Origin of the sequence: Natrinema altunense (genome assembly GCF_000731985.1) — an archaeon.
Classification (GTDB): Archaea; Halobacteriota; Halobacteria; order Halobacteriales; family Natrialbaceae; genus Natrinema; species Natrinema altunense.
Map to the genome: position 1 here is coordinate 146,879 of NZ_JNCS01000002.1, position 12,681 is coordinate 159,559.

Genomic DNA, 12,681 nt, shown 5'->3' on the forward strand with positions numbered 1-12,681 from the left:
TGTCTCGGGAGCGGATACGCAGTCATGGCTTCGACCTTTCCGGGTTGGAAGCCACGTCTCGGGTGTTCCTGCACCCGGGACATTTCAGCGCATGTCCCCTGCGACTGTTCTGGAGACGACGGCTTCCGGCGGGAACTATCACCCAGAGAGACTTATATCTAGTGGCGAGCGGCTGGAACGATCCCCGCCGGGAACGGGTCGAGACGCGTTACTCGTTGCGCGGGTTGCTCGGATGGTAGTCGGTATCGTACTCGCCAGGCTGATCGTCGACGCGGTCGGGGTTGATCCGGCCCGATAAGAGCATGAAGTCGACCAGCGTGAGCGCGAGCATCGCCTCGACCACGGGAACGCCGCGGGGCGGCAAGACCGGGTCGTGGCGGCCGATGACCTGCTCCTCTTTGAGTTCGCCGGTCTCCCAGTCGGCGGTCTGCTGAGATTTCGGAATCGAGGTCGGTGCGTGCAGCGTGACCTCGCCGTAGATCGGTTCGCCGGAACTGATCCCGCCCTGAACCCCGCCGTGGTCGTTCTCGACGGGAACTGGATTTCCATCGTCGTCGAACTCCCAATCGTCGTTGCGCTCCTTGCCGGTCCACTCTGCGGCCTCGGTCCCGAGGCCGAACTCGAAGGCCGTCGTTGCCGGCACTGCCATCATCGCCTGCCCGAGTCGCGCCGAGAGGGAGTCGAATCGGGGCGCGCCGAGGCCGACCGGGACGCCCTGGGCCTCGAAGTAGATCGAGCCGCCGATGGAGTCACCTTCCTCCTGGTACTCCGCGATCCGCTCTTGCATCCGCTCGGCCGTCTCGGGGTGGGCACAGCGGACGTCGTTTTCCTCGCTGTGGGCCAGAATCTGGTCGAAGCTCACGTCGGGCGCTTCGATTTCGCCGATCTGATTGACGTGGGCCTTGAGTTCGATCCCCTCCCGTGCGAGCAGTTTCTTCGCGATGGCACCCGCCGCGACCCAGTTGACCGTTTCGCGGGCCGACGAGCGGCCGCCGCCGCCCCAGTTGCGCGTCCCGAACTTGGCCGAGTAGGTAAAGTCACCGTGAGACGGCCGGGGCGCGGTGATGAAGGGTTCGTACTTCCCCGAGCGGGCGTCCTTGTTCTGGATGACCAGCCCGATCGGCGTCCCCGTGGTGTAGCCGTCCTGAATCCCGGACTTGATCGAGACGTCGTCGGGCTCGCCCCGAGACGTCGTGATCATCGACTGGCCCGGCTTGCGCCGATCGAGGTCCGCCTGGATGTCCTCCTCGGAGAGTTCGAGGCCGGCGGGACAGCCCGAGACGGTACAGCCCATCGCTTCCCCGTGGCTCTCGCCGAACGTGGTCACCTGAAAGAGGCGACCGAAGCGGTTGCCGTTCATTACCACGTCCTCGGGGACCGGGGCACTTAGCCCTGCAGGGTTCGTCTACCATCGACCGACCGTCGCGTCTCGGTCAGTCGGCGAACGCCTCGAGGCCGACGGCCGCGAACGGAACGAACTGTTCGTCGGGATGGAGCCCGCCGTGCATCCCGATCAGTTCGAACTTGGCCGAGTCGCTGCCGTACCAGACCGACTGATCGCGGTGGCAGACGACGAGATCGCCCACCCGCCGCCGAAAGACGGCGCTCTCTTCCCCGTCGCCGAAGAGGGACCACTCGCGGACCTCGTCGGCGGTGAAGACGCGGGCCTCGAGGGCGTCGGCGAGTTCCGACCGGACCGTTTCGCGGACCGCCGTGCCGCCCTGCAGGTGGAGGTGGACGTTGCGCGGGCTGCCGGCGTACCGGACCGGCTCTCCGGTGGCGTGGCGCTCGAGGGAGTCCAGTACGGTCTCGAACGACTCGAGGTCGACGCTCCGGGCGGCGTCGGTGTCGACGTGGCCGTGATCGGCCGTCACGATCACGAGCGTCTCGCCGGCGGCGTCCGCTGTGTTCGCGGCGATCCTCGAGAGCGCCCGCTCGAGCGTCCCGAGGGTCTCCTCGACGGTCGCCCGGTACTCGTCGCTCTCGGTGCCGGCGGCGTGGGCGGCCGTATCGATCTGCGGCAGGTAGGCGTACAGGAAGGCGGGCTCGTCAGCGGCGGTGAACGCCCCGGCGAGCGCGGACTCGAACCCCTCGAGCGGGTACGACGGGGGCGTCGCGTCGGTTCCCTCGGCGTCCCCGCCGTCGCCGCTCCCGTCATCGTCGCTTCCGCCGTAGGTGTGGACGGCCGCGCCCTCGTAGGTCTCCGGGAACGGAACGACGTGGCGACAGTCGATCCCCGCCGCGGCGAGGGCGGGATAGAGCGGGTCGCCGGCGAAGATGTCCGCCAGGTCGGGATCGACCGACTCGTCGCCGGCCGTCACCCTGCCGGTGAAGGCCTCGTAGGAGGCGTCGTCGACCGGGTCGTAGACGTCCCAGCCCAACACGCCGTGAGAGACCGGGAGTCGGCCGGTGTGGAACGTCGTCAGCGCCGCCGCGGTCTCCGAGGGGTAGATCGACGTCAGCGGCGAGACGGTCCCCGCTGCCTCGAGTCGCTCGAGCAGCGGATGGTCGTGGCGCTGCCAGAACGTGAGGCCGAAGCCGTCGACCAGGGCGACGAGGACGCGGTCGTACTCGCCGTCGACGCCCGCGAGGACGTCCGCGGGGAGCGGCCCGGGAACCGTCGGACCGTCCGCGTCGAGGACGGACAGCGCCGTCCCGGGAACGCCCGCGAAACAGTAGCCGCCGTAGTCCGGGAACAGGTAGCCGTCCTCGGTGCGCCGCGTTCGGAGCCGTGCCTCGAGGTCGGTACGCATGGGTCGATCCACGGACGCGAGCGAAAAAGGAGCGGGGGTCAGCGGCCGGTCGTGCCGGCGACCGTCGCCCACACCGAGACGAGCGTCGCGACGATCACGGTCCCGCGTCGCTCATCCGCCATCGAAAACGTTCCGTTTCGGCCCGGCCTCGAGTATGAAATCGTTCGGACACGTAAACGAAGGGCTACGATAGTAGTACTAGACTGCAATCGAATATACCTCGCTGTTCCGATGTCACCACGCTTATACAGCTCAGCGCGAAAGCCGGCGGTAGAGTACATGCGCTGGCAGTACCGGACGACGGTTCTCGTCCTCTGTCTGCTCGCGTTCTTCGTCACGTACTTCGCCCGGATGGCGATCAGTCCGATCGTCCCGTTCATCGTCGCGGACTTCGCCGTCTCGAACACGGCGATCGGGGTTGCGCTGACGGGGATGTGGCTCGCCTACGGCCTCTCGCAGTTTCCCAGCGGCGTCCTCAGCGATCGCTACGGGGAGAAGCCAGTGATCCTCGTCGCCGTCGGCGGGACCGTGATTGCGAGCGTCCTGCTCGCGTTCTCGCCGGTCTTCGCCGCCTTCGTCGTCTTCGCCGTTCTCCTCGCCTCGGTCGCGGGGCTGCACTACGCCGTCGCGACGACGCTGCTCTCGCGGACCTACGACGAACTCGGCCGCGCGGTCGGGATTCACTCCATCGGCGGCCCGCTGGCCGGACTCGTCGCGCCCGTCGCGGCGGCGTGGGTCGGCGTCCGGTTCGGCTGGCGGCCGGCGCTCGCGCTCACCCTCGTCGTCGGGGTTCCGGTCTTCGCGCTGTTTGCCTGGCGGGTCCGGCCGACCGAACCACGGCGGCCGGATCAGCCGATGCGGGAGCGGTTCGAACTCGCCGTCCTGTTCGACCTGATCTCGCGGCCGGCGGTCGCCTTCACCCTCGCGATCGCCATGCTCGGTACCTTCATCGTCCAGGGGTTGCTCACGTTCCTGCCGACGTTTCTCGTCGAACACCACGGCTACTCGGCGACGCTCGCTGGAACCGCATTCTCGGGCTTCTTCCTCGTCCGGACCGTCGGCCAGTTCGCCGTCGGCGACCTCTCCGATCGGTACGGCCGTGACATCGTGATCGGCGCGTCGCTGTTCGCGGGAGCCGTCGGCCTCTTCGGACTGGTCGCCGGGGATACCCGCGTCACCGTCGGCGTCGCGGTCCTCGCGGCCGGTCTCGGCTCGAGTTTCTTCGCGGCGATCGATCCCCGGTTTCTCGACCAGTTCGGCGACACCGAACGCGGTGCCGGCTTCGGGCTCGTCCGGACGTGCTACACCGTCGTCGGCTCCGCCGGCTCGGTCGGCGTCGGCCTGCTGGCCGACTTCTTCGGCTGGGGCGCGGCGTTTCTCGTCCTCGGCGGGCTGTTCTCGATCACGTTCCTCTCGCTGGCCGTGAACTGGGCGTTCGGGCTCGGCTATTGATCGCGAGCGACGACCGGTCGTCGGTCGGCGGGGGTTCTCTCGCACCTCGTGTATAATTCGAATACGTTACGAAAATCCATGCTAGCATGTATTCATCTATTTATATATACTCGAGTGACCTTCTAGGAAGTAGGAAGTATTCTTCCGTTCCCATGACTGCATCCCCCATCTCCACAGACGCTCGCAACACGTTCGAAAGCACCGTCGGCGGCTACACGGTCGGCGGTCGCGCCCATAGCCTCTCGGCTTGGTTCGTCCTCTCGCTCCGGCTCATGATGGGCTGGGCCTTCGCCTACTCCGGGTTCACCAAGCTCGTCGCGGCCGAACCGTTCGGTGCCGGCGGCTACCTGACCAACGTCGCCGCGACCAACGGCAACCCCCTCGCCGACCTCTTCGCCTGGATGGGCTCGACGCCGTGGTTCGTCGAGTTCGCGAACGTCGCCGTCCCGTGGGGCGAACTCCTGATCGGCCTCGGCCTGCTCGTCGGCGCGCTCGTCCGCCTCGCAGCGTTTTTCGGCGCGCTCATGATGCTCCTATTCTACTTCGGGAACTGGGACATCGCCCACGGCGTCATCAACGGCGACTTCGCCTACATGCTCGTGTTCCTCGCCGTCGCCGCCTTCGGCGCTGGCCGGATTCTGGGCCTCGACGCCTGGATCGAGAGCTACGACCTCGGCAGCCAGACGTTGCTCGAGCGCTACCCCCGACTCGAGTACGTGCTCGGATAGCAACAGATCGTAGCAAATTTCTTATCCAGTTTCGGATACGGAACTAAAACGAGTGATTCGGTACCTACGGGTGCGTCCCTAACACTGCGTATCAGCTATCATTACCGCATCACCGCGTCCAAACCCGATATTGATGTCTAGTTCTTCATCGATCTCTCCGTCACGGTCAGTACAATCCATAGTCGCTCCAACAGTTCGCACTTCCGTCCCATCGAGGAAAAGGGAGACAGTATACGAGAGACCAGTAGGGACATTCGAGACGGCATCGGTTTTTATCCGTACGTATGGGTCGTCTCCGCTTGCAGTCGGCAACGGATACGTTTCTTCGAACGCCGTTTGTCCGTGAAATTGTATTTTAACACGTGCATCATAGGATTCTTGCGTATAATTGCGAAGTCGAAATCCGATCGTCCCGACGAACGGGAGTGCCGTACAGCCGGATAAACCAGCGAAAGCAGAGAGACTTCCCAGTTGGAGGACGCGCCGACGTGATCGCATACGTATTCGATTATACCCTGTATATAAATAATTTGTCACCAGGCCACTTTCAGACGCTACCTGCGACCGACCACCCGGTCATCCGCGGACAAAGACGTCCTCGAGCGCTTCAGGGCAGTTCGAACTCGATCGCCGCGCCCTGACCGAAGCCGACGCACTCCGTCGCGATGCCGCGGTCGACGCCTTCGCGATTCATCTCGTGGACCAGCGTCACCGGCAGGCGCGCGCCGGAACAGCCAAGTGGATGCCCGATCGCGATCGCACCGCCGTTGACGTTGAGTTTGTCGTCCGGAATGCCGAGTTCGCGCTGGGAGTACAGCGTCTGGCTGGCGAAGGCCTCGTTGATCTCGACGAGTCCGTAGTCGTCGATCTCGCGGTCGGCGCGCTCGAGCAGGCCCTCGGTCGCGGGGACCGGGCCGACGCCCATGATGGTCGGGTCGACGCCGGCGACGTAGCTGGTCCCGACTTCGGCGAGGACCTCGAGATCGTTCTCGTCCGCGAAGTCCCGACTCGTAAGCATGACGCCGGCCGCGCCGTCGGCGATCTGAGAGGCGTTACCGGGCGTGACCGTCCCGTCCTCTTTGAACACTGTCGGAAGCTCGGCGAGCGTTTCCGGCGTCGTCCCGGGGCGGAGCCCCTCGTCCTCGTCGTGAACGCCGTCGTCGGTCTCGATGGGAACGATTTCGTCGTCGAACGTGCCTTCCTCGGTCGCTTCGACCGCGCGCTGCTGGCTGCGCGCACCGTACTCGTCCTGTTCCGCGCGGCTGATGTCGAACTCCTCGGCGACCTTCTCGGCGGTCATGCCCATCTGGAGGTTCCGCATGCCGTACTCCTCCTCGAGTTTGGGATACATGTCGCCGCTGTCGCCGCCGCCCATCTTGACGCGGCTCATACTCTCGACGCCGCCCGCGATGACCGCGTCGTGTCGTCCCGCGGCGATCGAATCCGCGGCGCTGATGATCGCCTGCGCGGAGGAGGCACACTGGCGGTCGATCGTCGTCGCCGGGACCGACTCGCCCAGGTCCGAGAAAAGCGCGATCTGTCGCGCGATGTTCGTTCGCTGCTCCGAACGCTGCTGGGCACACCCCCACATCAGGTCGTCGATGTCGTCGCCCTCGATGCCCGTCTCCGCGAGCATCTCGTCGACCAGCGGGATCGAGAGGTCCTCGCTGCGGACGTCCGCGAGCGCACCGTCCTCTTTCCCCTGGGCAGTTCTAACAGCACTAACGATTACCGGCGTGTTTCCTGACATTGTTCATCACAATTTTTCGTAGACATAAATAGATGCGCCCTCCGGAACGCGACGGGCGGCCCAATCGCTCATCCGTCGGCGTCGGTCTCGAGCGATCGGCCACGAGGACGGTCAGTCAGTTCGAAGGCGAGGCACAGTTCTCCGACGAGATCACCGCTGGGGACGCCCTCACGGTTGCGGTTCCGAGCGCCGATCCCGGCGAGTCCGTCGCGGTCTCCTGGCGCGGACCGACCTACGACCGTCATATCGTCCCGATCGCTTTCGAACCCCCGACTGATCCGTCACCGGCGACCGCACGGACGAACGTTTCCCTTCCGTTCGATCCCGTCAGCACACCGTCGCTAGTGCCCGTCGTCACGCTCGAGTGAGACGCCCAACTCCTCGAGCGTACTGAAGAAGCCGGGGTACGAGACGGCGACGTGGTCAGCACCCTCGATGGTGGTTTCACCGTCGGCGACCAGCCCCGCGAGCGCGAGCGCCATGATGATTCGGTGGTCCGCTCGGCCGCGAACGGTCGCCCCCTCGAGCGTCGACTCCGTGCCGTGGATCGTCAGCGAATCCGGCTCCTCGGTCGTCTCGACGCCCAACTTCCCCAACTCCGCGGCCATCGCGCTCACGCGGTCGGTCTCCTTGTATCGGACGTGCTCGGCGTTCGTGATGTGGGTGTCGCCGTCCGCGACCGCGCCCAGCGTCGCGATCGTCGGGAGCAGATCGGGCGTGTCCTCGACATCGACGTCGATCCCGGAAAGCGGTGCCGTCGAAACGTCGATCGTCCCCGCATCGCGATCCCAGTCGACGTCGGCACCCATCCGCTCGACGATCTCGACGATGGCGCTGTCGCCCTGCGCACTGGGGTGTGCGCCCTCGATGCGGACGGTCGCGCCTTCGTCGCCGGCGATCGCCCCCGCGGCGAGGGGGTAAGAAATCGACGAGAAATCCCCGGGAACCGCATACTCGCCGCCCACGGGCGCGTACGACTGCCCACCGTCGACTTCGAAGCCGGCGTCCGTGTGGCGAGCGTCGACGCCGAAGTCGGCGAGTACCTCGAGCGTAATATCGACGTACGGCGCGGACTTGAGTTCGGTCTCGAGGTCGATCGCGATCCCGTCCTCGGTGACCGCACCGGCCAGCAGCAGGGCGGTGATGTATTGGGAGGAAACGTCGCCCGGAATCGAGACGTCGCCGCCCGACAACGGGCCGGTGACGACCAGCGGTGCCTGCCCGTTCCCGCGGGTACTGTCCGCCTCGGCCCCGAGATCGGCAAGCGCCTCGAGCAGCGGGCCCTGCGGGCGCGAGCGCAGCGATTCGTCGCCGGTCAGTACCGTGGTCCCATCCGCGAGCGCGGCCGCGGCCGTGACGAGTCGCATCGTCGTGCCGCTGTTCGCGCAGTCAATGACATCCGCCGGCACGTCGGGACGGCCGTCGAAGCCGTCGATCTCGAGGACGCCGTCGTCGGTCCGTGTTACGTCGCCGCCGAACAGGGTGACTGCGCGGGCGGTCGCTCGCGTATCCGCGCTCCAGAGCGCGTCGCGGACGGTCGCCTCGTCGGCGTATCCCGCCGCGAGGATCGCCCGGTGCGTGTAACTCTTCGAGGGTGGTGCACGGACGGTCCCCTCGACGTTCGAGGGCGTGATCGTGACGTTCATGCTCCCTCTGTGGGGTGGCCTCGCCTTACCGATACCGATCCCACGAGTCCCCGACGGGACGGTCGGTCCATCCTCGGCCGGTTCGTTCGCCGTTCGCGGCTCCCGCCGACCGCTAACCGGTTATCGACACCCGATCGACGCGGCGATCTCGAGCAGGGGTGTGTCGTCGGTCAGACACGTGACCTCGTAGTTAAGTCCGTCACACTGCCAGAAAATGCTCCGTTTCCCCCCGTCGCGGCGATAGGCGGTGTGGCCGTCGAACTCGATCGTCTCCAACACGGCCGTATCGACTCGTTGAACCTCCTTGACCGCAACGTAGAGTTCGCGCGCGACGACGTTCGGATCGTTGTACCACAGCGTCGTGGTCGTGCCGAACCGCTCGGCCATCTCGACGACGGTTACCCGATCGAGCACGTACGAGTCCGGAAGGGTCGGCTCCGGGAGGTCGTACGGAGCGACCTCCTCGGCAGCCGACCGCGATTCGAAGACCCCGTCGGGGCCGACCCCCTCCGTGGTGACCGTCGCGTCCGTCGGCGGTTCGTACGTAAACGTCCCCGGCTCGAGCCCCGTATCGAGCGCGAGGTCCTCGTAGGCGACGGTCAATTGGTGGTAGACCTCGCCGTCGATCCTGGTGGTGTTCCGCTCCTTGATCGGGTACCGGTACTCGTCGTCGATCCAGACGGTTCGAGTCGCGGAGAGTGCCTCCGGATCGCTCTGCGCCCGCAGCCCGACGACGAACTCCGTATCACCGACGACGAGGCCGATCGCCGGCCCGGCGTCCTCTGCCGGCGGCCGCGTCTCGACGACGTGTGCCTCGCGACCGTCGACGGTCTCCGTCCCCCGGTAACTGAGCCGGTGGTCGTCGCGGAGGGTCTCGAGGACGAGTCGCGTGCGGTCGGTGTCGGTCTTGTTCGGATGATACTGTTTCTCTACCCGCTCGGTCGCCGGGTTGTACTCCCACGTCGTCGTCCGGTTCGTCACCGTGACCGAGCCGGCCGGGACGTCCGGATCGGTCGACTCGACGACCTCGCGTCGCTGCTTTGCCGGCGGCCGCAACGCGACCCGCTCCGTTCGCTCGACCGTTTCGTCCCCGGTTTCGACGGACATGACCCGCCGGGCTGCAAGATCGGTCATGTGGCGGCGTGTCCCGATCGCGTCCCGGAGAAGGGCGCGACTCGAGGGTGGCTCGTCGCTGTCGGACGGATAGCTCACACAGCCGGCGAATGCGACCGCAGCCCCCGTTGCCAGAATCCGGCGACGGTTCATACGCGGGGGATTACCACGTTTAGTGATAAGTTTGCGGGTTCGAGCCGATCCGCACGCGGTCGGGATCCGCGGGATTATGTGGCCCGCTGTCAGATATCAGCGTATGAACGTCGACGTCGATCTCGCCCCGCTGCGCGAGTATCTCTCGGCCGAGGACCTGGACGGCTACCTGATCGATGACGATGCCTCGGACGCCGACCAGCGGTACGTCTCGGGCTTTACCGCGCCCGACCCCTATCAGACCCTCGTCACCGCCGACGGCGTCCACCTGCTCGTCTCAGGGCTCGAGTACGGGCGCGCGACGGCCCAGGCCAACGCGGACTCGGTCAGCCGCCGCGCCGCCTACGACTACCAGCGACTGGTGGCCGAACACGGCCAGTACGAGGGGACGATCCGGACGCTCGCGGCCTTTCTCGAGGACCACGGCGTCGAATCTCTCGCGGTCCCCCGGAACTTCCCCACGGGGACCGCGGACGGCCTGCGCGAGCAGGGGTTCGCGGTGACCGTCGAACCCGAGGGGATCGTGACGGGGAGCCGCGCGACGAAAACGGAGTGGGAAGTCGAGCAGATCCGGGCGAGTCAGCGGGCCAACGAGGCCGCGATGGCGCGGGCCGAGGCGCTGATCGCCACCGCCGACATCGAGGACGGGACCCTCGTCTCCGACGGCGAGCCCCTGACAAGCGACCGCGTTACCGAAGAGATCGAGATCACCTTACTCCGCCACGGCTGTGCGTTAGACGAGACCATCGTCGCCTGCGGGGCCGACGGCGCGGACCCCCACGATCGGGGCAGCGGCCCGCTCGCGGCCGACGAGTTGATCGTGATCGATATTTTCCCTCGGGACAAGGAGACGGGCTACTTCGCGGACATGACGCGGACGTTCGCCCGCGGCGACCCCGGCGAGGAGGCCCGACGGCGCTACGAGGTCACCCACGAGGCCTACGAGGCCGCCCTCGAGACCGTCGCGGCCGGCGTGACCGGGGCCGACGTTCACGCCGCGGCCTGCGACGTGATCGAGGACGCGGGCTACGAGACGCTGCGCAGCGATCCCAACACCGAGACCGGGTTCATCCACAGCACCGGCCACGGCGTCGGGCTGGACATCCACGAGGAGCCGAGCGTCTCGCCCTCGGGCGGCGACCTCGAGCCTGGCCACGTGATCTCGATCGAACCGGGGATCTACGACCCCGCGGTCGGCGGCGTCCGCATCGAGGACCTCGTCGTCGTCACCGAGGACGGCTACGAGAACCTGACCGACTACCGGATCGGGCTCGAGCCGACGGCCGAAACGCGTCCGTAGAGAGCCCCTATTTCGATCGGTCGTCACTGTGAGACCGTGAAATCGTCTCGATTGGTTGACGACATCGCGGCGGCGCGCACTGTCGGCTGTCCGAGCGCAAGCGAGGACAGTCGATGATCTTGTGCGAGGGATGAGCGAGCGAATCGGTTGGGGAGGGCGTGGCTGCTCCGTTCGCCACGAGAGAGGATACTTCGTTTACGATACTGGTCACCCGTACACACTGTCAACTAGACATGCGGACTTATCCAAGCAGATTTCCAACCAGTGGTAATCTAAATACGTGCCCCCATGGAAACCTCGGACCTTATCGAGGCTCTGCCCCTCTGGTACGTTGTTCTGATCGCTCTTGAGACGACCGACCCCTCTGGAAGTGTCTGAGTATTGCCCTATTTGGTCGGTCTCGCGATCTTATTTCTGCTCCCACTCTCCGTTATCGGGGGTGTAGTAGTGATGATCGCGGAGCCAACAAAATATTGAATCGATACAGGTATACCCTGTACTACGCGATTCGAGCGGTTTCGTCTCAAGGTATCGACCGACGGAATCGTCTTCCGACTGCCGTTTGACTCAGCGATAGCCGTCGTCGTCGGGCCCGCGGGCCGCGTCGATCCGCTCGAACTGCGCGTCGGACAGCTCGAGGTCGACCGCACCGACGTTCTCCGCGAGTTGCTCGGGCGTCCGCGCGCCGACGATCGGGACGCAGGTAAAGCTGTCCTGCTCCATGAGCCAGCGCAGCGACACCTGTGCCGGCGTGGCGTCGATCTCCTCGGCGACGCCCTCGACGGCCTCGAGGACGTCCCACGCGGTGTCGCTGGTGTAGCGGTCCTCGAAGAGATCGGTCAAACTCCCGCGAGCGCCGTCGGGCGCGATCACGGTGCCGTCGTCGGCCCGCTCGTATTTCCCGGTGAGGAAGCCGCCGGCCAGCGGCGAGTACGGACAGACCGCGATGTCCTGATCCGCACAGACCTCGAGATAGTCGCTCACGTCGTCCGTATCGGCCGCGTTGAACATCGGCTGGGTCACGTCGAACCGCTCGAGGCCCTCGACGTCGCTGGTCCACAGCGCCTTCGTGAGCTTCCAGGCGGCCATGCTCGAGGCCCCGAGATAGTGGACTTTCCCCTCGCGGACGAGTTCGGTGAGCGTCCGCATCGTCTCCTCGATCGGCGTGTCCTCGTCCCAGCGGTGGATGTAGTACAGATCGAGGTAGTCGGTGCCCAGTCGCTCGAGGGTCCCCTCGATCTGGGCGCGGATGTGCTTGCGGCCGAGGCCGGAGTCGTTCGGTCCCGGCTCGCCGCGGCCGTCGAACGGGAAGTAGACTTTCGAGGCGAGAACGAGGTCCTCGCGGTGATGGTCGCGGTCCGCGAGCCACTCGCCGATCCAGCGCTCGCTCTTGCCGTTCGGATTGCCGTAGACGTTGGCCGTATCGATGAAGTTGATGCCGTGCTCCCAACAGGCGTCGAGCAGCTCGTAGGCTTCCTCGTGGTCCGTTTCGACGGTGCCGTCGCTTTCCTTGCCGAAGCGCCACGTTCCGAAACAGAGCTTCGATACTTTCGTGCCCGTCTTCCCGAGCGTCGTGTACTCCATGGACGCCGGTTCAGCGGCGAGGGGCAAAACGAGTTCGGAAGCGGCGATCACCGCGTCCACGTCTTTGATCGGTACCTCGTCGCGCTGCAGCGTCGCGTTGATTTCCCCGGCGGTCATCGCACACTCTCGAGCGACACGCCGTCGGTCAGTCGTCGAACGCCGTCACTGAGCCGCCCGTTCTCGCGCGTTGTCGCTCTGGGAC

General features: G+C 66.1%; 10 protein-coding genes. 4 read left to right on the forward strand and 6 right to left on the reverse strand.

All coding sequences use genetic code 11. From position 1 onward, the window contains the following. Window positions 1–208: 208 nt before the first annotated feature. Together aroC and ALTAJ2_RS04980 are read right to left on the reverse strand one after the other, a co-directional pair. Window positions 209–1,360, reverse strand: a complete 1,152-nt coding sequence (gene aroC, locus ALTAJ2_RS04975; protein ID WP_007108141.1) for a chorismate synthase — start codon at window positions 1,358–1,360, stop codon at window positions 209–211. A gap of 73 nt (window positions 1,361–1,433) precedes the next feature. Further along, on the reverse strand, window positions 1,434–2,753 hold the full coding sequence (locus ALTAJ2_RS04980) for an alkaline phosphatase family protein (RefSeq protein WP_007108142.1): 1,320 nt from the start codon (window positions 2,751–2,753) through the stop codon (window positions 1,434–1,436). A 279-nt stretch (window positions 2,754–3,032) separates the two neighbouring features. Here ALTAJ2_RS04980 and ALTAJ2_RS04985 point away from each other — a divergent pair, with 279 nt between their 5' ends. Together ALTAJ2_RS04985 and ALTAJ2_RS04990 are read left to right on the forward strand one after the other, a co-directional pair. Further along, window positions 3,033–4,205 (forward strand): MFS transporter, encoded by a 1,173-nt coding sequence (locus ALTAJ2_RS04985; protein WP_007108143.1) that lies wholly within the window; start codon window positions 3,033–3,035, stop codon window positions 4,203–4,205. Between the two features lie 152 nt (window positions 4,206–4,357). Continuing rightward, window positions 4,358–4,933, forward strand: a complete 576-nt coding sequence (locus ALTAJ2_RS04990) for a DoxX family membrane protein (RefSeq protein ID WP_007108144.1) — start codon at window positions 4,358–4,360, stop codon at window positions 4,931–4,933. A gap of 607 nt (window positions 4,934–5,540) precedes the next feature. Here ALTAJ2_RS04990 and ALTAJ2_RS04995 read toward each other — a convergent pair. Then, window positions 5,541–6,683, reverse strand: a complete 1,143-nt coding sequence (locus ALTAJ2_RS04995; RefSeq protein WP_007108145.1) for a thiolase family protein — start codon at window positions 6,681–6,683, stop codon at window positions 5,541–5,543. 32 nt (window positions 6,684–6,715) lie between these two features. Here ALTAJ2_RS04995 and ALTAJ2_RS05000 point away from each other — a divergent pair, with 32 nt between their 5' ends. Then, window positions 6,716–7,051 (forward strand): hypothetical protein, encoded by a 336-nt coding sequence (locus tag ALTAJ2_RS05000; RefSeq protein WP_007108146.1) that lies wholly within the window; start codon window positions 6,716–6,718, stop codon window positions 7,049–7,051. On the opposite strand, the gene aroA is transcribed toward ALTAJ2_RS05000, so the two are convergent. Both aroA and ALTAJ2_RS05010 read right to left on the reverse strand, forming a co-directional pair. After that, window positions 7,025–8,329 (reverse strand): 3-phosphoshikimate 1-carboxyvinyltransferase, encoded by a 1,305-nt coding sequence (aroA, locus tag ALTAJ2_RS05005; RefSeq protein ID WP_007108147.1) that lies wholly within the window; start codon window positions 8,327–8,329, stop codon window positions 7,025–7,027. The two genes, ALTAJ2_RS05000 and aroA, sit on opposite strands and share 27 nt — an antisense overlap. A 120-nt stretch (window positions 8,330–8,449) precedes the next feature. Continuing rightward, window positions 8,450–9,595, reverse strand: a complete 1,146-nt coding sequence (locus tag ALTAJ2_RS05010) for a LolA family protein (protein ID WP_007108148.1) — start codon at window positions 9,593–9,595, stop codon at window positions 8,450–8,452. A gap of 103 nt (window positions 9,596–9,698) precedes the next feature. On the opposite strand from ALTAJ2_RS05010, the gene ALTAJ2_RS05015 reads away from it, so the two are divergent. After that, complete coding sequence (locus tag ALTAJ2_RS05015; protein WP_007108149.1) at window positions 9,699–10,895, forward strand: M24 family metallopeptidase; 1,197 nt, start codon at window positions 9,699–9,701, stop codon at window positions 10,893–10,895. A gap of 567 nt (window positions 10,896–11,462) precedes the next feature. Here ALTAJ2_RS05015 and ALTAJ2_RS05020 read toward each other — a convergent pair. Continuing rightward, the gene (locus ALTAJ2_RS05020) at window positions 11,463–12,479 is read right to left on the reverse strand and encodes an aldo/keto reductase (RefSeq protein WP_049899877.1); all 1,017 of its coding nucleotides are present in this window, start codon (window positions 12,477–12,479) and stop codon (window positions 11,463–11,465) included. Between the last annotated feature and the right edge of the window lie 202 nt (window positions 12,480–12,681).